General features: G+C 73.2%; 24 protein-coding genes. 17 read left to right on the top strand and 7 right to left on the bottom strand.

Annotation, left to right across the window (positions count from 1 at the left end; genetic code table 11):
* From ACFW1A_RS06040 to ACFW1A_RS06030, 3 genes are all read left to right on the top strand, one after another.
* On the top strand, window positions 1-458 hold a 458-nt coding region (locus ACFW1A_RS06040), incomplete at its 5' end, for a flavodoxin-dependent (E)-4-hydroxy-3-methylbut-2-enyl-diphosphate synthase (protein ID WP_380404878.1).
* Between the two features lie 35 nt (window positions 459-493).
* Complete coding sequence (gene dxs, locus ACFW1A_RS06035; RefSeq protein ID WP_380404875.1) at window positions 494-2,416, top strand: 1-deoxy-D-xylulose-5-phosphate synthase; 1,923 nt, start codon at window positions 494-496, stop codon at window positions 2,414-2,416.
* A gap of 16 nt (window positions 2,417-2,432) precedes the next feature.
* Entirely contained in the window at window positions 2,433-3,806 is a 1,374-nt protein-coding gene (locus tag ACFW1A_RS06030) for an aspartate aminotransferase family protein (protein WP_380404872.1), read from the top strand.
* A 4-nt stretch (window positions 3,807-3,810) separates the two neighbouring features.
* On the opposite strand, the gene ACFW1A_RS06025 is transcribed toward ACFW1A_RS06030, so the two are convergent.
* Window positions 3,811-4,086, bottom strand: coding sequence for a DUF6343 family protein (locus ACFW1A_RS06025; RefSeq protein ID WP_380404869.1), 276 nt, complete (start codon window positions 4,084-4,086; stop codon window positions 3,811-3,813).
* A 114-nt stretch (window positions 4,087-4,200) separates the two neighbouring features.
* On the opposite strand from ACFW1A_RS06025, the gene ACFW1A_RS06020 reads away from it, so the two are divergent.
* Together ACFW1A_RS06020 and ACFW1A_RS06015 are read left to right on the top strand one after the other, a co-directional pair.
* Window positions 4,201-4,449 (top strand): hypothetical protein, encoded by a 249-nt coding sequence (locus ACFW1A_RS06020; protein WP_380404866.1) that lies wholly within the window; start codon window positions 4,201-4,203, stop codon window positions 4,447-4,449.
* An 80-nt stretch (window positions 4,450-4,529) separates the two neighbouring features.
* Window positions 4,530-4,736: a hypothetical protein gene (locus ACFW1A_RS06015; RefSeq protein WP_380404863.1), complete on the top strand. Its 207-nt coding sequence runs from the start codon at window positions 4,530-4,532 to the stop codon at window positions 4,734-4,736.
* 7 nt (window positions 4,737-4,743) lie between these two features.
* Here the strand turns inward: ACFW1A_RS06015 and ACFW1A_RS06010 are convergent, their stop codons facing one another.
* Together ACFW1A_RS06010 and ACFW1A_RS06005 are read right to left on the bottom strand one after the other, a co-directional pair.
* A complete protein-coding gene (locus ACFW1A_RS06010; RefSeq protein ID WP_380404860.1) occupies window positions 4,744-5,583 on the bottom strand; it encodes an SAM-dependent methyltransferase in 840 nt (279 codons plus the stop codon).
* 270 nt (window positions 5,584-5,853) lie between these two features.
* Complete coding sequence (locus ACFW1A_RS06005) at window positions 5,854-6,621, bottom strand: SDR family oxidoreductase (RefSeq protein WP_380404857.1); 768 nt, start codon at window positions 6,619-6,621, stop codon at window positions 5,854-5,856.
* A 411-nt stretch (window positions 6,622-7,032) separates the two neighbouring features.
* Between ACFW1A_RS06005 and ACFW1A_RS06000 the strand changes: the two genes are divergently transcribed.
* Complete coding sequence (locus ACFW1A_RS06000) at window positions 7,033-7,869, top strand: MarR family winged helix-turn-helix transcriptional regulator (RefSeq protein ID WP_380404854.1); 837 nt, start codon at window positions 7,033-7,035, stop codon at window positions 7,867-7,869.
* Window positions 7,870-7,999: 130 nt separating this feature from the next.
* Here ACFW1A_RS06000 and ACFW1A_RS05995 read toward each other — a convergent pair whose 3' ends face one another.
* On the bottom strand, window positions 8,000-8,854 hold the full coding sequence (locus ACFW1A_RS05995; RefSeq protein ID WP_380404851.1) for an aldo/keto reductase: 855 nt from the start codon (window positions 8,852-8,854) through the stop codon (window positions 8,000-8,002).
* Between the two features lie 185 nt (window positions 8,855-9,039).
* Between ACFW1A_RS05995 and ACFW1A_RS05990 the strand changes: the two genes are divergently transcribed.
* From ACFW1A_RS05990 to ACFW1A_RS05970, 5 genes are all read left to right on the top strand, one after another.
* Window positions 9,040-9,291 (top strand): LapA family protein, encoded by a 252-nt coding sequence (locus ACFW1A_RS05990; RefSeq protein ID WP_380404848.1) that lies wholly within the window; start codon window positions 9,040-9,042, stop codon window positions 9,289-9,291.
* 74 nt (window positions 9,292-9,365) lie between these two features.
* Complete coding sequence (locus ACFW1A_RS05985; RefSeq protein ID WP_380404887.1) at window positions 9,366-10,094, top strand: amino acid ABC transporter ATP-binding protein; 729 nt, start codon at window positions 9,366-9,368, stop codon at window positions 10,092-10,094.
* Window positions 10,095-10,104: 10 nt separating this feature from the next.
* On the top strand, window positions 10,105-11,001 hold the full coding sequence (locus ACFW1A_RS05980; protein ID WP_380404845.1) for a glutamate ABC transporter substrate-binding protein: 897 nt from the start codon (window positions 10,105-10,107) through the stop codon (window positions 10,999-11,001).
* Window positions 11,002-11,012: 11 nt separating this feature from the next.
* A complete protein-coding gene (locus tag ACFW1A_RS05975) occupies window positions 11,013-11,657 on the top strand; it encodes an amino acid ABC transporter permease (RefSeq protein ID WP_380404842.1) in 645 nt (214 codons plus the stop codon).
* Window positions 11,654-12,538: an amino acid ABC transporter permease gene (locus ACFW1A_RS05970; protein WP_380404839.1), complete on the top strand. Its 885-nt coding sequence runs from the start codon at window positions 11,654-11,656 to the stop codon at window positions 12,536-12,538. Before ACFW1A_RS05975 ends, ACFW1A_RS05970 begins: the two co-directional genes overlap by 4 nt.
* A gap of 101 nt (window positions 12,539-12,639) precedes the next feature.
* Here the strand turns inward: ACFW1A_RS05970 and ACFW1A_RS05965 are convergent, their stop codons facing one another.
* Both ACFW1A_RS05965 and ACFW1A_RS05960 read right to left on the bottom strand, forming a co-directional pair.
* Complete coding sequence (locus ACFW1A_RS05965; RefSeq protein WP_380404836.1) at window positions 12,640-14,709, bottom strand: hypothetical protein; 2,070 nt, start codon at window positions 14,707-14,709, stop codon at window positions 12,640-12,642.
* A 46-nt stretch (window positions 14,710-14,755) separates the two neighbouring features.
* Window positions 14,756-15,553, bottom strand: coding sequence for a TetR/AcrR family transcriptional regulator (locus tag ACFW1A_RS05960; protein ID WP_380404833.1), 798 nt, complete (start codon window positions 15,551-15,553; stop codon window positions 14,756-14,758).
* A 185-nt stretch (window positions 15,554-15,738) separates the two neighbouring features.
* Between ACFW1A_RS05960 and ACFW1A_RS05955 the strand changes: the two genes are divergently transcribed.
* The gene (locus ACFW1A_RS05955) at window positions 15,739-16,413 is read left to right on the top strand and encodes a molybdopterin-dependent oxidoreductase (RefSeq protein WP_380404884.1); all 675 of its coding nucleotides are present in this window, start codon (window positions 15,739-15,741) and stop codon (window positions 16,411-16,413) included.
* On the top strand, window positions 16,397-17,059 hold the full coding sequence (locus ACFW1A_RS05950) for a cytochrome b/b6 domain-containing protein (protein ID WP_380404830.1): 663 nt from the start codon (window positions 16,397-16,399) through the stop codon (window positions 17,057-17,059). The genes ACFW1A_RS05955 and ACFW1A_RS05950 overlap by 17 nt, the downstream gene beginning before the upstream one ends.
* On the opposite strand, the gene ACFW1A_RS05945 is transcribed toward ACFW1A_RS05950, so the two are convergent.
* Entirely contained in the window at window positions 17,041-17,565 is a 525-nt protein-coding gene (locus ACFW1A_RS05945; RefSeq protein ID WP_380404826.1) for an NUDIX hydrolase, read from the bottom strand. The genes ACFW1A_RS05950 and ACFW1A_RS05945 overlap by 19 nt on opposite strands.
* Before the next feature lie 62 nt (window positions 17,566-17,627).
* Here ACFW1A_RS05945 and ACFW1A_RS05940 point away from each other — a divergent pair, with 62 nt between their 5' ends.
* From ACFW1A_RS05940 to ACFW1A_RS05925, 4 genes are all read left to right on the top strand, one after another.
* Complete coding sequence (locus ACFW1A_RS05940) at window positions 17,628-18,815, top strand: serine hydrolase domain-containing protein (RefSeq protein ID WP_380404881.1); 1,188 nt, start codon at window positions 17,628-17,630, stop codon at window positions 18,813-18,815.
* A gap of 45 nt (window positions 18,816-18,860) precedes the next feature.
* Complete coding sequence (locus ACFW1A_RS05935) at window positions 18,861-19,274, top strand: DUF6325 family protein (RefSeq protein WP_380404823.1); 414 nt, start codon at window positions 18,861-18,863, stop codon at window positions 19,272-19,274.
* A 123-nt stretch (window positions 19,275-19,397) separates the two neighbouring features.
* Window positions 19,398-22,355: an ATP-binding protein gene (locus ACFW1A_RS05930; protein WP_380404820.1), complete on the top strand. Its 2,958-nt coding sequence runs from the start codon at window positions 19,398-19,400 to the stop codon at window positions 22,353-22,355.
* Between the two features lie 34 nt (window positions 22,356-22,389).
* Window positions 22,390-23,472: an aldose epimerase family protein gene (locus ACFW1A_RS05925; protein WP_380404817.1), complete on the top strand. Its 1,083-nt coding sequence runs from the start codon at window positions 22,390-22,392 to the stop codon at window positions 23,470-23,472.
* Window positions 23,473-23,483 lie beyond the last annotated feature (11 nt).

The raw sequence follows: 23,483 nt of genomic DNA, 5'->3' as shown, positions 1-23,483 counted from the left end.
TCGGCGCGCTGCTGGCGGAGGGCATCGGCGACACCATCCGGGTCTCGCTCTCCGCGCCGCCGGTGGAGGAGGTCAAGGTCGGCATCCAGATCCTGGAGTCGCTGAACCTGCGTCAGCGCGGCCTGGAGATCGTCTCCTGCCCGTCCTGCGGTCGGGCCCAGGTCGACGTGTACAAGCTGGCGGAGGAGGTGACCGCCGGGCTGGAGGGCATGGAGGTGCCGCTGCGGGTGGCGGTCATGGGCTGCGTGGTGAACGGTCCGGGCGAGGCACGGGAGGCGGACCTCGGGGTGGCCTCGGGCAACGGCAAGGGGCAGATCTTCGTCAAGGGCGAGGTGATCAAGACCGTGCCCGAGTCGAAGATCGTGGAGACCCTGATCGAGGAGGCGATGCTGCTCGCCGAGCAGCACCTGGCCGAGGGCGGCCCCGGCGGCGTCCCCGCGGTGATCACGGCCGGCTGAACCCCTAGCGCACCGCCAGACCGAGAGGTGGAGTCATGTCACTGCTGTCCTCCGTCCAGAGCCCGGCCGACCTGAAGCGGCTCCCGGCCAACCGGCTGCCGCAACTCGCCCAGGAGGTCCGCGACTTCCTGATCGAAGCGGTCTCCCGCACCGGCGGCCATCTGGGGCCCAACCTCGGCGTGGTGGAACTGACCATCGCGCTGCACCGGGTCTTCGACTCGCCGCGCGACCGGATCCTCTTCGACACCGGGCACCAGGCCTACGTGCACAAGCTGCTGACCGGTCGGCAGGACTTCAGCCGACTGCGAGCCAAGGGCGGCCTGTCCGGCTATCCGTCGCGGGCCGAGTCCGAGCACGACGTGATCGAGAACTCGCACGCCTCCACCGTGCTCAGCTACGCCGACGGGATCGCCAAGGCGCACCAGATCCAGGGCCGACGGGACCGCCACACCGTCGCGGTGATCGGTGACGGCGCGCTCACCGGCGGGCTCGCCTGGGAGGCGATCAACAACATCGCCGAGGCGCAGGACCGCCCACTGGTCATCGTGGTCAACGACAACGAGCGCTCCTACGCCAAGACCATCGGCGGCCTGGCCAACCACCTGGCGACGCTGCGCACCACCCAGGGCTACGAGCGGTTCCTGACCTGGGGCAAGGAGGCGCTGCAGCGCACCCCGGTGGTCGGGCAGCCGATCTTCGAGGCGCTGCACGGCGCCAAGAAGGGCTTCAAGGACTCGTTCGCCCCGCAGGGCATGTTCGAGGACCTGGGCCTGAAGTACGTCGGCCCGATCGACGGGCACGACATCGCCGCGGTCGAGTCGGCGCTGCGCAAGGCGCGCGGCTTCGGCGGCCCGGTCATCGTGCACTGCCTGACCGTCAAGGGCCGCGGCTACCGCCCGGCCGAGCTGGACGAGGCGGACCGGTTCCACGCGGTCGGCGCGATGGACCCGTACACCTGCCTGCCGCTGTCGGCCAGCGGCGGCACCTCCTGGACCTCGGTGTTCGGCGAGGAGATGGTGGCCGTCGGCGCCCAGCGGCCGGACGTGGTGGCGATCACCGCGGCGATGCTGCAGCCGGTGGGCCTGGCGCCGTTCGCCAAGGCCTACCCCGACCGGATCTTCGACGTGGGCATCGCCGAGCAGCACGCGGTGACCAGCGCCGCGGGCCTGGCCACCGGCGGGCTGCACCCGGTGGTGGCGGTCTACGCGACCTTCCTGAACCGGGCCTTCGACCAGGTGCTGATGGACGTGGCGCTGCACCGGCTGGGCGTCACCTTCGTGCTGGACCGCGCCGGGGTGACCGGGAACGACGGTGCCTCGCACAACGGCATGTGGGACATGTCGATCCTCCAGGTGGTCCCCGGGCTGCGGCTGGCCGCCCCGCGCGACGCCGAGCAGCTGAAGCAGCAACTGCGCGAGGCGCTGGAGGTGACCGACGCGCCCACCGTGGTCCGGTTCCCCAAGGGCGAGATCGGTCCGGTGATCCCGGCGGTCGAGCACCTGGGCGGGGTGGACGTGCTGCAGCGCACCAGCGTGCCCGGCCGCACCGGGCAGCAGATCCTGCTGGTCTCGGCCGGCACCATGGCCGGCGCCTGCCTGGACGCGGCCGCGCTGCTGACCGCCGACGGCTTCGCCACCACGGTGGTGGACCCGCGCTGGGTCAAGCCGGTGGACCCGGCGCTGGTCAAGCTGGCCGCCGAGCACCAGCTGGTGGTCACCGTGGAGGACAACGGCCGCACCGGCGGCGTCGGCGCGGCCGTCGCGCAGGCGCTGCGGGACGCCGAAGTGGACACCCCGCTGCGCGACCTGGGGCTGCGCCAGGAGTTCCTGGAGCACGCCGGGCGGGGAGAGATCATGGAGGAGGCGGGCCTCACCGGCACCGGCATCGCCGCCCAGGCCGCCGCCTTCGCCAAGCACTTGCTGACCGACCGAGGAGTGAACGAGCCCCGTGCCAGCTGACCGACCCCAAGGAGCGATGGACCTCGCCGCGCTGCTCGCCGCGCGCGGCGGGGAGCGGTACGAGCTGCACGCCCGCCACCTGAACCCGCAGCTGCCCCGGATGCTGCACACCATCGGCTTCGACAAGACCTACGAGCGGGCCGCGGGCGCCTACTTCTACGACGCCGAGGGCAACGAGTACCTCGACATGCTGGCCGGCTTCGGCATCTTCGCGCTGGGCCGGCACCACCCGGTGGTGCGGGACGCGGTCCAGCAGGTGATGGACCTCGACCTGCCGGACCTGACCCGGTTCGACTGCCCGCCGCTGCCGGGGCTGCTGGCCGAGGAGCTGCTGGCGCTGGCCCCGGGCATGGACCGGGTCTTCTTCGGCAACAGCGGCACCGAGGCGGTGGAGACGGCGCTGAAGTTCGCCCGGTACGCCACCGGCCGCAAGCGCGTGCTCTTCTGCGACCACGCCTTCCACGGCCTGACCACCGGCTCGCTCTCGGTCAACGGCGAGTCCGGCTTCCGCAAGGGCTTCGACCCGCTGCTGCCGGACACCGCGATCCCGCTCGGCGACCTGGCCGCGCTCCAGCGCGAGCTGCGCAAGGGCGACGTGGCGGCGTTGATCGTGGAGCCGATCCAGGGCAAGGGCGTGCACGCGCCGCCGCCCGGCTGGCTGAGCGCCGCCCAGGCGCTGCTGCACGAGCACAAGGCGCTGCTGATCTGCGACGAGGTGCAGACCGGGATCGGCCGCACCGGCGCGTTCTTCGCCTACCAGGACGAGGACGGGGTGCAGCCGGACCTGGTCTGCGCGGCCAAGGCGCTGTCCGGCGGCTACGTGCCGATCGGCGCCACCCTGGGCAAGAACTGGATCTTCGAGAAGGTCTACTCCTCGATGGACCGGGTGCTGGTGCACTCGGCCAGCTTCGGGTCCAACGCGCAGGCGATGGCCGCGGGACTGGCCACCCTGAAGGTGATGAAGGACGAGCGGGTGGTGGAGAACGCCCGCGCGGTGGGCGACCTGCTCCGCTCCCGGCTGGCCGCGCTGACCGAGAAGTACGAGCTGCTGGCCGAGGTGCGCGGGCGCGGGCTGATGATCGGCATCGAGTTCGGCCGGCCGAAGTCGCTCAAGCTGCGCACCGGCTGGACGGCGCTGCAGGCGGCCCGCAAGGGGCTGTTCGCCCAGATGGTGGTGGTCCCGCTGCTGCAGCGGCACCGGATCCTGACCCAGGTCTCCGGCGACCACCTCGAAGTGATCAAGCTGATCCCGCCGCTGATCATCACCGAGCGCGAGGTCGACCGGTTCGTGGACGCGTTCTGCGACGTCATGGACGACGCGCACCGCGGCAGCGGGCTGATGTGGGACTTCGGCAAGACGCTGGTCAAGCAGGCGGTCGGCAGCCGCTGAGGAGCTACAGCTCGACCCGGCGGCGGCGGACCACCACGTAGAGGTCGATCGCGGCGAACACGGTCAGGGCGAAGCAGGCGACGGCGAAGCCGATCAGGGTGCTCCGGGCGGGCACGCTGGTCGGCCCCGCCAGCGCGGCGAAGAACGCGAAGGCCGCGGTGATCAGCGCGAAGAACGGGGTGAACAGCACCGAGAGCAGGAAGCGCAGCTTGAGGTCGCTGCGGGCGAACCGGGGTTCGGTCCCACTGCGCCACCGTCGCGGCGCGGTCGCGTAGCGCATCGCACCCACCTCCGTCCGTTACCGGGGTACCCGGACACCTCCAGGTTAATCCGGCGGTACCCTCGTGGTCCGGGCCCGGGGCTGCGGGCCGGCGTGGACGAGCGGAGGTTCGGCGTGAGCATCGCGGTGTGCACCATCTGCACGGGGACCGGGCGGTTGGCCGGGCTGCAGTGCCGGACCTGCAAGGGCACCGGGACCACCGAGCGGGACGGCGGCGGCAACTGCTTCCTCTGCTCGGGCACCGGCACGTACACCCGCTTCCGGGTCTCCGCCGACGGCAGCAAGCAGGCGTACCGCGAGGAGCCCTGCCGGACCTGCGACGGCACCGGCTCGCTCACCGCCGGTCACCCGGTGGATGCTTGATCGTCCTTCAGTCCGCTCTTTCTGATGTACGGTCAAAACGATACCGTGGACGTACTCTTCGTATCCGATGCGAGGTCGCCATGGTCGCCACCGTCACCTACTCCCGCTACTGCGCGTCCTGCGGGACGCCGGTGTCCGAGGGACCGGAGGGCGGCTACGTCTGCGGGGCCTGCTTCCACGTGGTGGAGCCGCTCGGGGCGGACGAGGCGCGCAAGCGGCGGCGCGCCGAGCGCGCCGCCATGGTGACGGCGGCGGCCCGGCTGCGGGCGCAACGGGAGCAGTACTGACCTCCGGTCACGGCTTGCGGGCGACCACCGCGTAGCCCGGGGCCCAGACCTCGGCCTCCTCGGCGGAGGCGGGGCGCCACTGGGCCAGCGCCACCAGGCCCGGCTCGACCGGCTCCAGTCCCGCGGTGAACCGGGCGACCTGCTCCCGGGTGCGCGGGCTGACCTGGGCCGCCGCCCGCTTGTAGATCTCCTTGCCCGCCTCGGCGGTGGCCGGCGGGTCGAAGTCGCCGGTGGCGTGCGACAGGATCAGGTAGCTGCCGGCCGGGAGCGCCGCCAGCAGCTGTGCCACCAGGCCGTACGGGTCCAGCTCCTCGTCGACGAAGTGCAGCACCGCGACCAGCATCAGGGCGACCGGGCGGTCGAGGTCCAGCACCTCGCGCACCCGGGGGTCGGCCAGGATCGTGGCGGGCTCGCGCAGGTCGGCCTGGATCACCGTGGTGGCGCCGTGGCCGGGGCCGGACATCAGGGCCCGGGCGTGCGCCAGCACGATCGGGTCGTTGTCCACGTAGACCACGGAGGCCTTCGGGTTCACCTGCTGGGCGACCTCGTGGGTGTTGCCCGCGGTGGGGATGCCGGTGCCGATGTCCAGGAACTGGTCGATGCCCTGGTCCGCGACGAACCGGACGGCCCGCTGCAGGAAGCCGCGGTTGGCCCGGGCGGCGCCCGGGGTCTGCGGGGCGACCGCGATCATCTGCTCGGCCGCGGCCCGGTCGGCCGGGAAGTTGTCCTTGCCGCCCAGGTAGTAGTTGTAGATCCGGGCCGGGTGGGGGACCTCCGGCCGCAGGTCGGTGGCCGGGCGCTCCTCCTCGGTCCAGTCCGTGGCCATCCAGCTGACGTCGTTCTCCATGGTTCCGTCCCGCCCTCGTCGTCCCTACTGCGCTGCCCGTGCTCCAGGCAGCAGCATAGACAGCGCACGATCATCCGGGCGACGATGTGTCAATTGTTCGACCTGGGGCTCATGGTGGCGAGTGGTCCGTGCATGGCTGGTGGGGTTCGCGCCCCCGCGGCCGCGAGCGCGCCGGGGCGCGACCCGGTCATTCGGTACGACGGTCGGACGGATACGCAACGTCCCTGGTCGTCCGGGGGACGGCCGACCAGGGACGCTACGCACAACGGACTAGTCGAGCGGTCCGCCGGCGACGTAAATCACCTGGCCGCTGACGAAGCCCGCACCCTCGCTGGCGAGGAACGAGATGGTGTGCGCGATGTCCTCGGGCACGCCGACCCGGTTGACCGGGATCTGGGTGGCTGCGGCCTGCTTGAAGGCCTCGAACTCCATGCCGACCCGGGCGGCGGTGGCCGCGGTCATGTCGGTGGCGATGAAGCCCGGGGCCACCGCGTTGGCGGTGATGCCGAACTTGCCCAGCTCGATCGCCAGGGTCTTGGTGAAGCCCTGCAGGCCGGCCTTGGCCGCGGAGTAGTTGGCCTGGCCGCGGTTGCCCTGGGCGGAGGAGGAGGAGAGGTTCACGATCCGGCCGAAGCCGGCGTCCACCATGTGCTTCTGGCAGGCCCGGCTCATCAGGAAGGCGCCGCGCAGGTGCACGTTCAGCACGGTGTCCCAGTCGGACACGGACATCTTGAACAGCAGGTTGTCGCGCAGCACGCCGGCGTTGTTGACCAGCACCACCGGGGCGCCGAGCTCGGCGGCGATCCGGTCCACGGCGGCCTGCACCTGGGCCTCGTCGGACACGTCCGCACCCACGGCGAGGGCCCGGCCGCCGGCCGCGGTGATCCGCTCCACGGTCTCCTTGCCGGCCGACTCCTCCAGGTCGACCACGGCGACCGCGTAGCCGTCCGCGGCCAGCCGCAGGGCGGTGGCGGCGCCGATGCCGCGGGCGGCACCGGTGACGACGGCGACCTTCTGGCTGCTGGTCTGCTCGGTCATGCGAAGCACTCGTCTCTACTCGGTTCAGGGGGGAGTTACCCTACCGATGAGTAGTTAACGGGGCCAGAGTGCCACTTTGTGTTTTGGTCAAGTCGATATCAAGGGACGAATTAGCACAAGTACCCCGAACAATCGTCTACTGTCCGCCCCTGCCTGCCGCATCGGGGGCTCCGTTTGTATAGTGTGCGCCAGCAGCCGTCGGCTGCACGGCGGAGCTCCCCTCGAATCGGGTCGACATCACTGCGGTTGGTGCCGGTCCCACCCGGGGGAGGCCAGCACGCCGCTACTGCCCCGCCCGGGTGTCCCACAGCACGCCGGGTGTGACATCAGGACGGATTCATGGTGCTGGGGGAGATCCCGACGACCCGTGTGCCCGGACGACTTCAGCAGTCGCCCGGCCACCTCATCCGCGTGACCCAGCAGGTGCACACCAGGCTGTGGTCCGAACATGTCGGAGCCGAACTGACGGCTCCTCAGTTCGCGGTCCTGCTCGCGCTCGCTCTCGAACCGGGCGCCGACCAGCGCACCGTCGGTGAGCGTGCGTCGCTGGACAAGGCGACGATGGCCGAGATGGTCGCTCGGCTGGTGCGGCGTGGCCTGGTGCTGCGCCGCCGCGATCCGGCGGACGGCCGGCGCAAACTGCTCGCCCTCTCGCAGAACGGTGCCCAAGCCGTGCGGGAGGCCACCGGCGGGGTGGTCAGGGTGCAGCGCACCCTGTTCGAACCGCTCAGCCCCGACGAGCAGCTCGAGCTCGTCCGGGTGCTGGCCAAGATAGCCAGGCTCGAACCGGCGGCCGTGGCCGCGCTGACCGACACCCGGCCGCTGCTGGACGCGCAGCGAGCGGTCGGCTACCTGATCCGGGTCGGCCAGCAGGTGCACACCAAGCTCTGGTCGGAGCACGTCGGCTCGGAGTTGACGGCTCCTCAGTTCGCCGTGCTGGACGCCCTGGAGACCGAGCCGGGCGCCGACCAGCGCACGGTCGGCGAGCTCGCCTCGCTGGACAAGGCGACCATGGCCGAGATGGTCTCTCGACTCGTCCGACGCGGCCTGGTGCTGCGCCGGCGGGACCCCTCGGACGGCCGGCGCAACCTGCTCTCGCTCTCGCCCACCGGTCAGGAGCTGTTGCACAGCGCCGCCGCCGGGGTGGCGCAGGTGGAGCGGCTGCTGCTGGAACCGCTGGACCCGACCGAGCAGCAGCGGGTCCTGGTCCTGCTCGGCAAGGCGGCCCGGCTCGCGCCGGAGGCGTAACGATTCGCCTTCGAGTTCCTGGGAATTTGCCGGGAATCGATCGACGGCAAAGCCATAAGAGAAACCCTGTGGGCATCCCTCGACAAGGGACGCCCACAGGGTTTTTCACTGACTCCCGGTCAGTACATGCTCAGTTCCAGTCGAAACCGGTCGGGTCCGGGCCGATCCGCCGACCGGTGGCGACGGAGGCGACCGCCGCCATGTCCTCGGCGTCCAGCTCGAAGCCGGTCACCTCGAAGTTCTCCCGGATCCGGCTGGGGGTGACCGACTTCGGGATGGCGATCACGCCGCTCTGCAGGTGCCAGCGGAGCACCACCTGGGCCGGGGTGCGGCCGTGCTTGGCGGCGACCTTGGCCAGCGCCGGCTCGCCGAGCAGTTCCTTGCCCTGGCCGAGCGGGCTCCACGCCTCGGTGGCCACGCCGTGCTCGGCGTGGAAGGCGCGCAGCTCCTGCTGCGGGAAGTAGGGGTGCAGCTCGACCTGGTTGACCGCCGGCACCAGCGAGCCGGCCCCGAGCAGGTGGCCCAGCTCGGCCGGGCCGAAGTTGGAGACGCCGACCGCCTTGGCCCGGCCGTCGGCGGCCAGCTCCTCGAAGGCCTGCCAGATGTTGCCGTAGCTGCCGTGCATCGGGCGCGGCCAGTGGATCAGGTAGAGGTCGACGTAGTCGGTGCCGAGGCGCTCCAGCGAGGCGTCGAACTCGCGCAGCACCGCGTCCCGGCCGGACGTGCCGGACCAGTCCTTGGTGCCGCTGTTCCACAGCTTGGTGGTGAGGAAGAGCTCCTCGCGCGGCACGCCCGCCTCGCGGATGCCCCGGCCGGTGCCGACCTCGTTCTCGTAGACCGCGGCGGTGTCGATGCTGCGGTAGCCGGACTCGATCGCGGTGCGGACGGCGGTGGCCGCCTCGTCGTCCGCCACCTGCCAGACGCCGAAGCCGAGCTGCGGCATGGCGAGTCCGTTGTTCAGGGTGATGCTGGGGATGGTGCTCACGAGCGGGTAGTGCCCTTCGGGTGGTCCAGTGGTGCCGGAGGGACAACCCGTGGCGGGGCACAGGTGTTCCCGGGCGGGTGCCGCGATCCCCGGACCACTCGTGTGGGGGACGGTGCGTACTCCGTACGGGGCAGCCGCCGGTGGATCGGAGCGGCTTTGCCCGGCCCGGCCCGCAGACTGCCCCTGTGACCAAGAACCTGGGCGGTGCGCCCTCCGGAAAGAAGCCGAGCGAGATCGCCGGCATCCCGATCAACCTCGTCGTCGGCGTGGTGGCGGCGGCGCTGGCGCTCTGGTTCCTGTTCGCCAACCTGGAGCGGGTGCAGATCCAGTTCTGGGTCTTCACGGTGACGGCGCCGCTGTGGATCGCGCTGCTCACCACGCTGCTGATCGGCGCGGTGGTCGGCTACGTCTTCAAGGGGCGCCGGGACAACCGTTAGGGCCGGCCGGGGGCAGCCCGGCAGATCGTTTCGAAGGGGAGGGACGGCGCGTGACCACGGCGCCTTTCACCCCGCTGATCCAGCTCAGCGGGGTCAACAAGCACTACGGGGCACTCCACGTGCTCCAGGACATCGAGTTGACGGTGGGCCGGGGGGAGGTGGTGGTGGTGATCGGCCCCTCGGGCTCCGGCAAGTCGACGCTGTGCCGCACCATCAACCGGCTGGAGTCGATCGAGAGCGGCACCATCACCATCGACGGCCTGCCGCTGCCGGCCGAGGGCAAGGGGCTCGCCCGGCTGCGGGCCGAGGTCGGGATGGTGTTCCAGTCCTTCAACCTGTTCGCCCACAAGACCGTGCTGCAGAACGTGACGCTGGCCCAGATCAAGGTCCGCAAGCGCGGCCGCGCGGAGGCCGAGGGCAAGGGCCGGGCGCTGCTGGCCCGGGTGGGCCTGGCCGACCACGTGGACAAGTACCCGGCCCAGCTCTCCGGCGGCCAGCAGCAGCGGGTGGCGATCGCCCGGGCGCTGGCCATGGAGCCGAAGGCGCTGCTGTTCGACGAGCCGACCTCGGCGCTCGACCCCGAGATGATCAACGAGGTGCTGGACGTGATGCGCGGGCTCGCGGCGGAGGGGATGACCATGGTGGTGGTCACCCACGAGATGGGCTTCGCCCGCTCCGCCGCGAACCGCGTGGTGTTCATGGCGGACGGGAGGATCGTCGAGGACCGCGCGCCGGAGGAGTTCTTCGCCAACCCGCGCAGCGACCGGGCCAAGGACTTCCTCTCCAAGATCCTCCACCACTGAGGGGGCGGCCGTGCGACGCTTCCTCGCCTGTCCGCTGCTCCTGCTGCTGCTGGCCGCCCCGGTCGGCTGCGGCAAGCCCGGGACCCCGCCCACCAAGGGGCCGCAGCCGTCCAGCCTGCCCAGCTACCAGGTCGCGCCGAGCGGCGCGGTGACCGGCTCGCCCACGCTGGACGCGGCCCGCAGCCGCGGCCACCTGGTGGTCGGCGCCAAGGAGGACCAGCCCTACCTGGGCCAGAAGGACCCGGCCAGCGGGGTCTACTCGGGCTTCGACATCGAGATCGCCAGGATGGTCGCCGCCGACCTGGGCTTCGGACCCGACCAGGTCGAGTTCAAGACGATCGCCTCGGCCAACCGGGAGACCGCGCTGCAGAACGGCCAGGTCGACTACTACGTGGGCACCTACACCATCAACGACAACCGCAAGAAGCTGGTCGGCTTCGCCGGACCGTACTTCGTCGCCGGGCAGGGCCTGCTGGTGCGCAAGCACGAGACCGGGATCGACGGTCCGCAGGACCTGGCCGGCAAGAAGGTCTGCTCGGCCGCCGGCTCCACCCCCTACCAGCGGATCCAGCAGCAGTACCCGCAGGCGAAGCTGGTCGGCTACGACACCTACTCGGCCTGCGTGGACAACCTGATCACCGGCCAGGTGGACGCGGTGACCACCGACAACGCCATCCTGCAGGGCTACGCGGCCAAGGTGCCGGACGAGCTGCGGATGGCCGGGCAGCCGTTCTCCACCGAGCCGTACGGGATCGGGACCCCCAAGTCCGACACCGTGCTGCGCGGCGCGCTCGACGACGCGCTGGCGCGCCACGAGCAGAACGGCGACTGGAAGAAGGCCTACGACGCCACCCTGGGCCTGTCCGGCGTGCCGGCGCCCACCCCGCCGCCGATCCAGCGGTACTGAGGAGGGGACCGATGCACGTCCTGACCGCCAACTGGCACACCTACTGGGAGGGTTTCGTCGGCACCCTGGAGCTCACCGTGGTCAGCGCCGCGCTGGCGCTGCTGCTCGGGGTGCTGATCGCGGGCTTCCGGGTCTCCCCGGTGCCCGCGCTGCGCGCCTTCGGCACCGGCTGGGTCACGGTGCTGCGCAACACCCCGCTGACCCTGCTCTTCTTCATCGTGGTGCTGGGCCTGCCCCGGTTCGGCATCTCGCTGCCCTTCTTCACCTTCGCGGTGCTGGCGCTGGGCTGCTACACCTCGGCCTTCATCTGCGAGGCGCTGCGCTCGGGCATCAACACGGTGCCGCTGGGCCAGGGCGAGGCGGCCCGCAGCCTCGGCATGACCTTCGGCCAGACCCTCTCGGTGGTGGTGCTGCCGCAGGCGGCCCGCTCGGTGATCGCGCCGATCGGCAGCCTGCTGATCGCGCTGGCCAAGAACTCGGCGATCGCCGGTTCGTTCAGCGTGACCGAACTGCTCGGCACCTACCGCACCATCAACGAGCTGGGCTACGGCATCGTCTGGACCTTCGTCTGGATCGCGGTCGGCTACCTGATCATCACCCTGGCGATCAGCGCGGTCTTCAACCTGTTGGAACGACGACTGGCGGTGGCCCGATGACGGTGGCGGCACCGAGCGCCAGTGCGCTCTACGACCTCCCCGGCCCCAAGGCGCGCTCCCGGCACCGGCTGTACGGGGTGCTGGCGCTGCTCGGGATCGCCGGCCTGCTCGCCTGGCTGGGCTACGAGCTGGTCAGCACCGGACAGTTCAGCTCCGCCAAGTGGGCCCCGTTCCAGTACGTCGGGATCCAGGAGCTGCTCTGGCACGGGCTGCTCAACACCCTCAAGGCCTTCGGGCTGACCGTGCTCCTCGCGCTGCCCTTCGGCGCGCTGTTCGCGGCCGGGCGGCTCTCCGACCACCGGGTGGTGCGCTGGTTCTCCACCGTGGTGGTGGAGTTCTTCCGGGCCATGCCGCTGCTGGTGATGATCTTCTTCATCTTCGTGGCGATGAAGGTGCAGCCGTTGTGGGCGCTGGTGGCCGGGCTCACCCTGTACAACGGCTCGGTGCTGGCCGAGGTGTTCCGGGCCGGGGTGCGGGCGGTGCCGCGCGGGCAGCGGGAGGCCGCGTTCGCGCTCGGCCTGCGCAAGACCCAGGTGATGGCGTACGTGCTGGTGCCGCAGGCCAACCGGGCGATGCTGCCGAGCATCATCAGCCAGTTGGTGGTGGCACTGAAGGACACCTCGCTGGGCTTCCTGATCACCTACGAGGAGTTCCTGCACGCGGGCAAGCTGATCGCCACCAACCTGGACTACGACCTGCCGTTCATCCCGGTGGTGATGGTGATCGCGCCGATCTACATCGGGATGTGCCTGCTGCTCTCCTGGCTGGCCCGCTGGGTGGAGCGGCGCGGGCGGCGCAGCCCGCGGGTGCGCGGCGGGGCGCCGGTGGCTGCGGCGGGGGTGACCACGGGGCTGCCGCCGGAGGCGCAGGCGCAGGAGTAGCCGGGCGGTGCGGAGCGGGCCGGTGGGCGCGCGCTGACGGGGTGGCGGGACGGGGCCCCAGGGGAAGGCCGGTCACCGGCACCCCGTCAGCGGCGGCGGGTCTAGGAGAACGGATCCGGCTTGGGCGGCGCTGAAGCGGTGCTGGGGGGAGCGCTGTCGCCGGGTTGTGCCGGCTCCGCCTGCGGGGCGAAGGGGTCGAAGTCCGGGGGCGGGACCATGACGGGGGTGCCCTTGGCGGTTTCCGGTTGTGCGGGTTCGTCGGGTTGGGGCGCGAAGGGGTCGAAGTCGGGCGGCGGGACCATGACGGGGGTGCCCTTGGCGGCCTCGGGTAGTGCCGGTTCGTCGGGTTGGGGCGCGAAGGGGTCGAAGTCGGGCGGCGGGACCATGACGGGGGTGCCCTTGGCGGCCGGGGGCTCCTCGGGCTCCGCGGGTTCGTCGGGCTGCGGGGCGAAGGGGTCGAAGTCCGCGGGCGGGACCAGGACCGGGGTGCCCTTGCCCGGGGCGGGCGGCGGGGCCACGGGCGGGGCCGGCACCGGGACCGCGGGGGCGGTGGCAGGGCGGGGCGGCGGCGTCGCGGTGGCGTGCGTGACGGTGCCGAACGGGTCCTGCGGCTGGTTGTTCATCACCGTGCCGAAGGGGTCGAGCGGCACCGGCCTGGGCGCGGGCGGAGCCGCCGGGGCGGCGGGCGGCTCGGGAGCGCTCGCGACCACCGGCGGACCCTGCGGCTCCGCGGGTTCGTCGGGCTGCGGGGCGAAGGGGTCGAAGTCCGGGGGCGGCACCAGGACCGGGGTGCCCTTGCCGGGCGCCGGCGCCTCGGCCACCGGCACCTCGGCCACCGGCTCGGCGGGAGCCGTCGGCGGCGCGGGCCGGGACGCCGGGACCGTCGGCGGCGCCGGCGGCACGGGCGGGACGGGCGGCGCCGCGGGCAGCGGGGCCACCGGCGGCTGAGCCGCCGTCAGCTCGGGCTCGGGCATCGGCGCCGGGTCGGGCCGAGGCTCCGGCTCGGGCATCGGCATCGGCTCCGGCCGCGGCGCCGGTACGGGCTCCGCGACCGGCTGCGGTGCCGTCACCCGGGGCGCCGTCGGCCGATGGTCCGTCAGGCGCGCCGGCTCCCCGTCCCACCCGGTCTCCACGCTGCGCAGCAGGTCCGCGAAGAGCTGCGCGTACCGCTCCCAGTCCTCGCCGTTCGCCGTCCCCAGCTGCACCGAGAGCAGCGAACCGCCGTCCGGCAGCGGCAGGAAGGCCTGCATCACCGAGCAGACCACCCAGTGCCGCGCACCGTCCCCGGTCAGCGCGGCCGGCACCGCTCCGGTCCGACTCTGCACCAGCACCACCGCCGGGCCGGCCGGCAGGATCACCGTCCAGACCTCGGCGTGCGGGCGCGTGGTGGCCAGCTCGGCGGCGAGTTCGGCGATCGGGGTGGCGTCCCGGTGCACGGCGACCACCAGTGAGGCGGTGCTCGGCCGGCCGTCCACCTCCACCGCCGCCAGCCCCGCGTACCGGACGCCGGCCGCCGCGGCCGGGTCGGCCAGGCTCGCGGCCAGCACCGCCCAGTCGCGGCGGGCGGACGGCCGGTCGGCCGCGAACAGCTCCGCGGCCACCTCGACCAGGTGCTCGCCCAGCGCCCGCCCCGAGCCGCGCGCGGTGAGCGCGTGGAAGGCGGCCGGCAGCGCGAGCCGGACCTCGACCCCGTGACCGGTGGGCAGCTCCTCCGGGCCCAGCGTGTGCCGCCCGCCGGCGAGTTCGGCCAGCGGCGCGGCGAACGGCGGGCGCAGCCGGGCGTCCGACGGCTGGGCGGCCACCGGCAGCTGGAAGTCCGCGGCCTGCGGGACACCGGTGCTCCCGGTCACCCCGCGCACCGGGCCGTCGCCGTGGCGGGCCAGCACCTGGGCGACGGCCTCGGCCGCGCGCGGCGCCGGGTCGGTCGGGCCGGCGCAGGACAGCACGGTGCCGAAGCCCGGCAGCGCCAGGTGCCCCGGTCCGGAGAGGGCGAGCCAGCTGTCGAAGAGCCGGGCGCGGGCCGGTCCGGTGGTGAGCGCGGCGGCCGGGTACCGGGTGGTCCGGGGGCCGAGCAGGGCCGCGGCGAGCGAGTCCAGGGTGGCGCCGAGTGCGTCCGCGCCGGCGGTGGCCGCCGAGCCGGGCGCCGCGCCCACGTAGCCGTCCTGCGTCATGTTCCGCGGCCCCCGCTCCCGATCGCCGTCCGTGCAGCTTGTTGTATCAGAGTGCGGGCGGCGCCGGGTCGGCTCCGTCCGCGGTGCCCAGCGCCAGCCCGGTCAGGGCCTCGGCCAGGCCCGGAACGGCGAGCAGACCGGCCAGGTCGCGCACCAGGTCGGCGGTGGGCGAGCCCGGGCGCTCGGCGGCCAGGTACCCCGACACGGCCGCCGCCAACTCGGGTTCGCGGGCGGCGGTGACCACCAACGCGGCCACGAAGTCCTGCACCAGGCGGCGGCGGACCAGCTCGCTCGGCTCCCGCCGGCCCTCGGCCAGCCAGGCCAGCGAGGTGATCTCGGCCTTGGCGATCCAGGCCCGGATGGTGAGCCGCAGCTGCGGACTGGGGTCGGTCAGCGCCAGGTGGACCAGGATCTGGTCGTGGGCGGCCCGGCGGACCTCGTCGATCACGGCGTTGGTGCCGGGGCTGGCCGCCACCGAGCCGCCGCGCAGCAGGGCGGCGAAGCCCGGACCGTGACCGGCGACGTACTCCAGGTAGCGCTCCACCACCCGGTCCAGGCGTTCGGACAGGGCACCGACCGCGGGCTCCTCGAACCGGCCGGCCAGCTCCGCGCCGGCCCGGCGCAGCGACTCCTCGTAGATCGCCTGCTTGCCGGGGAAGTAGTGGTAGACCAGCGGTCGCGAGGCCCCGGCGGCGGCCGCGATGTCGTCGATCGACACCTCCTCCGGCGGCCGGGCACTGAACAGCTCCAGCGCGACGGCGATCAGCTGCTCGCGGCGCTCGTCCACGCTCAGCCGTCGGCGCGACGGGGTCCGGGCAGATGCGGCGGGCGTTCGGGAGGCCATGCGACCACCCTATCCACCCGGGCGCCGCCGCCCGTCGGGGCCGTTGGGCCGCTGCCGCCCGGGCCAGTCCTGACGAAAGTCTGACGTGGCGGCCGGGGCCCTGTCGGTCGGGGGCGCGACGGACGAGAATTGAGCACGTGAACGACGATGCGCCGCAGCGCGGCACCCCGATCGGCCGGCGGGTGATGCTCGGGGTGATCGGCCTGGGGGCCGCCGGGGTGGCGGCCGGGCCGGTGCTCTCCCGCGCCCTGGACTCGGTGCTCTCCTCCGTGGCGCAGAAGGACCCGACCGGTCTGACCGACCTGCTCCCGAACTCCGGCGGCTTCCGCTACTACTCGGTCACCGGTCCGGTGACCGCCCGGAGCGCGGCCGACTACCGCCTGACGGTCGACGGCCTGGTGGACCGCCCGGCCAGCTACACGCTGGCCGACCTGGAGGCGATGCCGCAGACCCGGATCGTCCACGACGTGCAGTGCGTGACCGGCTGGCGGGTCCCGGCAACCCCGTTCCAGGGGGTCCGGCTGGCCGACCTGCTGACCGTCGCCGGTGTCCGGTCGGGGGCCACGGCCGTCCACTTCACCTGCTTCGACGGCAGCTACACCGAGAGCCTGACCCTCGACCAGGCCCGCCGGGACGACGTGCTGGTCGCGCTGCGGATGCAGGACCGGCCGGTGACCCACGACCACGGCGGTCCGGTGCGGCTCTACGTGGCGCCGATGTACTTCTACAAGTCGGCGAAGTGGCTGTCCGGGATCACCGTCACCCCCGACGTGCAGAAGGGCTACTGGGAGCACTTCGGCTACGACACCGACGCCTGGGTCGGCCGCTCGAACGGACGTGACGATGCCCCGACCAGCTGACCCGCCCGCCGTCGACGGCCGGTTGGCCCGGTTCACCCGCGCCGAGCGCTGGGTGCACCGCTGCACCGCCGCGCTGATGCTCACCTGCATCGCCACCGCGGCCTGCCTCTACCTGCCGCAGCTGGCCGAGCTGGTGGGGCGGCGCCGACTGGTCGTGGTGGTGCACGAGTGGGCCGGCCTGGCGCTGCCGGTCCCGCTGCTGCTGGGCCTCGGCTCGCGCGCGCTGCGCCGGGACCTGGGCCGGCTGAACCGGTTCCAGCCCTACGACCGGGCCTGGCTGCGCGGCGTGCTGCGCCGCTCCAGCCACCGCCCGGCGGGGAAGTTCAACGCCGGGCAGAAGCTGTTCGCGGGGTGGATCGCCGGTGCGGCGGTGGTGATGGTGGGCACCGGGCTGCTGATGTGGTTCACCCACCTCGCGCCGCTGGTCTGGCGGACCGGCGCGACCTTCGTGCACGACTGGCTGGCGCTGGCGATCGGCGTGGTCGTGCTCGGCCACCTCTTCATGGCGTTCAACGACCCCGAGGCCCGCCGCGGGATGCGCACCGGCCGGGTCGACCAGCTCTGGGCCACCCGCGAACACCCGCTCTGGGAGCCCGCGGAGGAGGAGCCGGACCGCCCCGGTCGCGGTCAGCGCCGGGCCAGGTAGCGCTGCCAGGCGGCGAGGCCGTCGGGGACGAAGGGCCACTCGGTCAGCCGGGCGGCGATCTGCTCCTCCGTCAGCCAGTCGTGCCAGTCGATCTCCGACTCCTGCGGCGCCACCGGCCCGGTCCAGGAGGCCTGGTGCACGTCGCAGAACCAGGCGCTGCCGTCCTCGTGCCGGTAGAGGAAGCGGAACAGCGGCTCGGTGCTGATCCCGCTCACCCCCAGCTCCTCCTCGGCCTCGCGGACCGCGGCCTCGGCGTAGCTCTCGCCGCTGCCGAGCACGCCGCCGACGAAGACGTCGTAGGTGCCCGGTGCGAAGGACTTGTCGGCCGCCCGGCGGTGCACGAAGATCCGCCCCTCGGCGTCCCGGACCAGCACCATCGCGCAGCGGTGGGTCAGCTTGCGGCGGTACACCTCGCCGCGCGGGGCGCTGCCCACCACCCGGTCCTGCTCGTCGACCACGTCCAGCACCTCGTCCTCGGACGGCGACTCGTTCAGCGGCTCTGTCATGGGGCCCAGACTAGAGTGCGAGCGGCACGGGAACGGTGAAAGGCGAGGTCGGAGTGGACGCGGTGCAGATCCAGGGCAGCACGGCGGAGGGGTTCGAGCCGGTCCGGGAGGCGTTCGCGCGCAACTTCCGGGACTACGGCGAGCTCGGCGCGGCCTTCGCGCTGTACTGGCGCGGGCGCCCGGTGGTGGACCTGTGGGCCGGTGACGCGCGCCCCGAGGTGGGCGGCCGGCCGGCGCCCGCGGTGACCTGGCGGGCCGACTCCGCCCAGGTGCTGCGCTCGGTCACCAAGGGGGCGACGGCCGCGGCCGCGCTGCTGCTGGCCCAGCGCGGCGAACTGGACCTGGACGCCCCGGTGGCGCAGTACTGGCCCGAGTTCAAGGCGGCCGGCAAGGAGCGGATACCGGTCCGCTGGCTGCTCTCGCACCGGGCCGGACTGCCCGCGCTGGACCGCCAGTTGCGGGTCGGGGAGGTGCTGGCCTGGGAGCCGGCGGTGGCCGCGGTGGCGGCCCAGCGCCCGTTCTGGGAGCCGGGCACCGCGCACGGGTACCACCCCTACACCTACGGCTGGCTGGTCGGCGAGGTGGTCCGCCGGGTCAGCGGGCGCAGCCTGGGCCGCTACTTCGCCGAGGAGATCGCCGGGCCGCTCGGCCTGGACCTGTGGATCGGGCTGCCGGCCCGGGCCGCCGCCCGGGTCGGCCGGCTGGTCGACCTGCCGCGCCCGGCCGGCGCCGACGGCGGGCTCAAGCTGCGCCCCAAGCGGTCGGTGGCGGCCGCCTACCAGGACCCGGACTCGCTGACCGCCCGCGCGTTCGCCGCGGTCAGCCCGAAGCTGGACCTGAACGACCCGATCGCCCAGGCCGCCGAGATCCCCGGCGCCAACGGGATCGGCACCGCCCGCGCGGTGGCCCGGTTCTACGCCGCGCTGATCGGGGCCACCGAGACCGGCACCGCGCTGTTCGACTCCGCCACGCTGGCCGAGGCGTCGGGCCCGGCCAGTGTCGGGCCGGACCGGGTGCTGATCGTCAACTCCAGCTTCGGGCACGGCTACTTCCGGCACGGGCCGACCTCGCCGATGAGCTCCCCGGCGGCCTTCGGCCACCCCGGGCGGGGCGGTGCGCTGGGCTTCGCCGACCCCGTGCTGGGCCTCGGCTTCGGCTACGTCACCTGCGGGATGCAGCCCGGGGTGACCGGCGACATCCGGTCCCGCAATCTCATCGCGGCGGTCCGCTCCTGTCTCGAACACGTGTGATTTGATCCCAAAAGAGGGTGATCCGCCCAGCGAAAGGAGTCCTGGATGGGGCCGGCCGAACTTCTCGTCCTGACCTTCCCGCAGGAGACCATCACGGCCGCGGCCGCCCAGGCACTGGTCAAGCTGCGCACGGCGGGCGACATCCGGGTGATCGACTCGCTGGTGGTCACCCACGCCGCGGACGGCGGGACCGGCTACGGCGAGCTCGCCGACTACGAGCAGTTGCGGGACCTGGTGGGGGAGGGCGGCGAGCAACTGCGGCTGATCGGACCGGAGGACGCGCAGGAGACCGCCGCGCTGCTGGAGCCCGGCACGGTCGCGCTGCTGGTGCTGATCGAGCACGTCTGGGCGAAGGAGGCGGCGGAGGCGCTGCGCGCGGTCGGCGGGCGGATCGCCACCGGGGTGCGGATCCCGCCGGAGCACATCGAGGAGGCCGTGCGCGCCGCGGCCGGCCGGTGAGGGCGGGCTCCCCGGCCGGCCGACCCTCCGTCAGGACGAACCTGCGCGAAGCCGACACGTTCGGGTCCGGGCGGCGCTAGCCTCGGTGAGGACTACGCAGTGCCGAGCCGGAGGGGACCGAGGGTGACGGAGCAGGGGAGTGCCGGTTCGCCGGGCGGACAGCGGACGGGCGGGCCGGAACCGCAGCTGCCGCCGCTGTACGAGCGGGAGGCGGCGATCCGCGACGCCGAGCGGGCGGTGGAGGCGATCAGCCGGCAGTACGCGGCCGGCGGCATCGAGCTCGGCTCCCTGCTGCTCTACAGCGGCACGGCCGGCGTGGGCAAGACCTCGATGCTCCAGCAGGTGCGCGCGATCGCCGGCCGGCGCGGCCTGACCGTGCTCAGCGGCCGGGCCGGCGAGCTGCGCACCAACGAGCCGTTCCACCTGCTGCGCCAGCTGCTGATGGGCGAGTTGTCCGCGCTGCCGCCGGAGCTGCAGGGCGAGGTGCTCGGCCCGTGGCGGGAGATCGCCGGCCCGGCGCTGGGCCTGATCCCGCCGGTGCCCGGCGAGGAGCTGGACCCGGCCAGCGTGCGGCTGGGCCTGGAGTACGTGACCACCCAACTGGCCCGGCTGCGGGCACCGCTGGTGCTGCTGGTGGACGACCTGCAGTGGGCCGACCAGGAGTCGCTGACCTGGGTCGAGTCGCTCGCGGTGCGCTGCCCGGAGCTGCCGGTGCTGCTGGCCATCGCCTGGCGCTCGGGCGACCTGCCCGAGCAGGCCCAGGCGTTCCGCTCGCTGGTGGCCACCAACTCGCACCGCCACCTGGAGTTCCAGGGGCTGAACCCGAGCAGCACCGGCAAGCTGGTCCGGGCCGCCCTCGCCGAGGGCGTGGAGGACTCGTTCAACCGGCAGATCTGGGCGGTGACCGACGGCAACCCGTTCCTGGTCGGCGCGCTGCTGGCCAAGGTGCGCGACAGCGGCATCGAGCCGGTGCACGACAACGTGCAGATGCTGCACCAGCTGGCCGCCGAGGCGCAGGGCATGGACCGCGCCTACTGGCACGGCAAACTGACCGTCAGCACCTTCAACTTCGCCCAGGCCGCCGCGATCCTGGGCACCGAGATCCGCCCCGAGGTGGCCACCCGGATCGCCGGGATGACCCCGGCCGCGGCCGCCACCGCGATCGCCGAGCTGCGGGTGAAGAAGGTGCTCAGCGGACCGGCCGACGGGCCGCTGGAGTTCGAGCACCCGCTGCTGGCCACCTCGCTCTACCAGTCGATCAGGTCCGGCATCAGGACCGCGATGCACGGCAAGGCCGCGGTCGAGCTGGAGAACATCGGCGCGCAGCTGGTGGAGTCCACCCGCCACCTGCTGGAGACCCACGCCGAGGGCGACCTGGAGGTGGTGGACAAGCTGCGCAAGGCCGCCCGCGAGCACCTGGCGGTCGGCGCACCGGACGCCGCGGTGCGCTGCCTGGACCGGGCGCTGGCCGAGCCGCCCGCCGACGAGGACCGGGCCGAGGTGATCTACGAGCTGGCCTGCGCGAACCTGCTGACCAACCCGCTGGCCACGGTCAACCAGCTGCGCCGGGCGCTGGAGATGCCGGGGCTGGGCGCGGAGCTGCGGGTGGACGCCGCGTTCCGGCTCTCCGAGGTGCTGGGGCACAGCGGCAAGCTGGTGGAGGCCGCCGACGTCACGCTGCAGGAGGCCGGGCGGACCGGCCCCGGCCCGGGGCGGACCAGGCTGGAGGTGGCGCACTTCATCTGGTGCCTGTTCCAGAGCGAGGAGGCCGACGCCGCCGCACGCTCGGAGCGGCTGGCCGCCTACGCCGCCGCGCTGCCGGGCGACACCCCGGCGGCCCGGGCGGCCCGCGCGCTGCGCGCCTGGGACTTGGTGGTGCAGGGCGAGGACGCGGCCGCGGCGCTGGAGCTGATGGACACCGCGCTGCTGCCGGACGGGCGGCTGCCCGAGGAGCTCGGCTGGATGAGCGCCACCTGGGGCCTGGAGATGCCCGCGATCATCGGCATGACGCACATCTACGCCGACCGGCTGGACCGCGCCGAGCGGCTCTTCGAGGAGGCGGCCACCGCCTTCGACATGGCCGGCTGGCACGGCGGCCACCTGGGCTTCGCCTACTTCTTCATGGGCCTGGTCCGGTACCGGCGCGGGGCGCTGGCGGACGCGGAGGAGTTCCTGCGCGGCGCGCTGCGGATCGCCCGCCGGCTCGGCCCGGGCCTGCCGCTGCAGTGGGACACGGTGGGCGTGCTGGCCGACACCCTGCTGGCCCGCGGCAAGGTGGAGGAGGCGTGGAAGCTGGCGCTGGAGTACGGGTTCGCGCCGCCCTTCCACCCCAGTGCACTGGTGCTGCCGCACGCCGGCACGCTCTACGGGAAACTGCTGCTGGCCCAGCGCGACCACGAGCGGGCGGCCGAGGTGCTGGAGCTGGCCGGCCGTCAACTGGCCGAGCGCGGCTGGGCGAACAGCATCTGGGCGCCGTGGGCCGGCCACCTGGCGCTGGCCGTGGCCGACACCGATCCCGACCGCGCGCTGGAGCTGGCCGACCAGGAGGTGGTCCGGGCCCGCCGGCTCGGCGTGGACTCGGCGATCGGCAGCGCGCTGCGGATGAAGGCGGCGGTGGTGGAGGGCCAGCCGGCGGTGGACCTGCTGTTCGAGGCGGTGGACCACCTCGGGCGCTCCCCGGCCGGCTACGAGCACGCCTTCGCACTGGTGGAGCTGGGCGCTGCGCTGCGCCGGGCCGGTCGGCTGGCCGAGGCGACCGAGCAGTTGCACCAGGGCATGGAACTGGCGGTGGAGTGCAACGCGGACGGCCTGGTGGCCCGGGCCCGCGGCGAGCTGCGGGCGTCCGGGCTGCGGCCCAACCGGCTGCGCAGCACCGGCCAGGAGACGCTCAGCCGGGCCGAGTGGCAGGTGGCGGAGCTCGCGGCGACCGGGTTGATCCCGATGCAGATCGCCGAGCGGCTGGACCTGCCGGTCAACCTGGTGCACCGCCGACTGGCCGCGGTGCACCGCAAGACCGGCACGACCCGCGAGAGTCTGCCCGCCGCTCTCGGCCTGCAGCGCAAGCGGCCTGACAACCCCTAGGCTCGGGGACGAGCGCGATCTGAAGGAGCGGCGGATGACCACCCAGGAGCTGCGACCGGTGCGGGTCTCGCACGCACCGCTGGAGCACGGCGGCGCGGGCGCGGCGATCGAGCGCTGGACCCTGACCGGCGGCGCGATCGAGGTCACGGTGCTGACCCTGGGCGCCACCCTGCACACCGCCAGGGTGCCGGACCGCACCGGCGCCCTGGCCCAGGTGCTGCTGGCCAGCGACGAGCTGACGCAGATCCTGGGCCCGGCCCGGCACTTCGGCGCCACCGTGGGCCGGTACGCCAACCGGATCGCGGACAGCCTGATCACCCTGGACGGCCGGGAGTACCGGCTCGCCCCCACGGGGCCGGGGGTCACCCTGCACGGCGGCCCGGTCGGCTTCGCCGACCGGATGTGGGCGGCCGAGGAGGTGGTGGACGGCGACCGGGCCGGGGTGCGGCTGCACCTGCACAGCCCGGACGGCGACCAGGGCTTCCCGGGGGCGCTGGACGCCTGGGTCAGCTACCTGCTCGATCCGGCGGGCGAACTTGCCATCGAGTACCGGGCCGTGACGACCCGTCCGACTGTGGTGAATCTCACCAATCATGCCTACGTCAACCTCGCCGGGGAGGGCAGCGGGGACGTGCTGGGCCACCTGTTGACCGTCGACGCGGACCAGTACACCCCGACCGACGAGCGGCAGATCCCCTACGGTGCGTATGAGTCGGTGGCCGGCACGCCGTTCGACTTCACCACCGCCCGGCCGATCGGCAGCCAGATCCACCAGGACCACCCGCAGCTCAAGGCGGTCGGCGGGTACGACCACAACTTCGTGCTCCGACCAAGGCCCGGGGACGGCTCCGTGGCCCGTGCGGCCCTGCTGACCGACCCGGTCTCCGGGCGCAGTCTGGAGGTGCTGACCACCGAGCCGGGACTGCAGGTCTACACGGCCAACAGCTTCGCCGGAGCGGTCTGCGGAGCGGCCGGGGTGCCTTACGGACCGTATGCGGGAGTGGCCCTGGAGACCCAGCACCACCCGGACTCCCCGCACCACCCCGAGTACCCCGGTACGGAGCTCCGGCCGGGCCAGGAGTTCCACAGCACCACCCTGCTCCGTTTCTCCTGGTGACCTCGGTCTGT

The sequence above is a fragment of the Kitasatospora sp. NPDC058965 genome (assembly GCF_042741245.1).
Classification (GTDB): domain Bacteria; phylum Actinomycetota; class Actinomycetes; order Streptomycetales; family Streptomycetaceae; genus Kitasatospora.
Note: the sequence above shows the minus strand (reverse complement) of the source record. Positions and strands in the feature narration are given on the sequence as shown.

Coding starts and splice junctions, on each gene's coding strand:
- dxs (WP_380404875.1), top strand. CDS start 494: ATGTCACTGCTGTCCTCCGTCCAGAGCCCGGCCGACCTGAAGCGGCTC.
- ACFW1A_RS06030 (WP_380404872.1), top strand. CDS start 2,433: ATGGACCTCGCCGCGCTGCTCGCCGCGCGCGGCGGGGAGCGGTACGAG.
- ACFW1A_RS06025 (WP_380404869.1), bottom strand. CDS start 4,086: ATGCGCTACGCGACCGCGCCGCGACGGTGGCGCAGTGGGACCGAACCC.
- ACFW1A_RS06015 (WP_380404863.1), top strand. CDS start 4,530: ATGGTCGCCACCGTCACCTACTCCCGCTACTGCGCGTCCTGCGGGACG.
- ACFW1A_RS06010 (WP_380404860.1), bottom strand. CDS start 5,583: ATGGAGAACGACGTCAGCTGGATGGCCACGGACTGGACCGAGGAGGAG.
- ACFW1A_RS06005 (WP_380404857.1), bottom strand. CDS start 6,621: ATGACCGAGCAGACCAGCAGCCAGAAGGTCGCCGTCGTCACCGGTGCC.
- ACFW1A_RS05975 (WP_380404842.1), top strand. CDS start 11,013: ATGCACGTCCTGACCGCCAACTGGCACACCTACTGGGAGGGTTTCGTC.
- ACFW1A_RS05970 (WP_380404839.1), top strand. CDS start 11,654: ATGACGGTGGCGGCACCGAGCGCCAGTGCGCTCTACGACCTCCCCGGC.
- ACFW1A_RS05965 (WP_380404836.1), bottom strand. CDS start 14,709: ATGACGCAGGACGGCTACGTGGGCGCGGCGCCCGGCTCGGCGGCCACC.
- ACFW1A_RS05960 (WP_380404833.1), bottom strand. CDS start 15,553: ATGGCCTCCCGAACGCCCGCCGCATCTGCCCGGACCCCGTCGCGCCGA.
- ACFW1A_RS05955 (WP_380404884.1), top strand. CDS start 15,739: ATGCTCGGGGTGATCGGCCTGGGGGCCGCCGGGGTGGCGGCCGGGCCG.
- ACFW1A_RS05950 (WP_380404830.1), top strand. CDS start 16,397: ATGCCCCGACCAGCTGACCCGCCCGCCGTCGACGGCCGGTTGGCCCGG.
- ACFW1A_RS05945 (WP_380404826.1), bottom strand. CDS start 17,565: ATGACAGAGCCGCTGAACGAGTCGCCGTCCGAGGACGAGGTGCTGGAC.
- ACFW1A_RS05935 (WP_380404823.1), top strand. CDS start 18,861: ATGGGGCCGGCCGAACTTCTCGTCCTGACCTTCCCGCAGGAGACCATC.
- ACFW1A_RS05925 (WP_380404817.1), top strand. CDS start 22,390: ATGACCACCCAGGAGCTGCGACCGGTGCGGGTCTCGCACGCACCGCTG.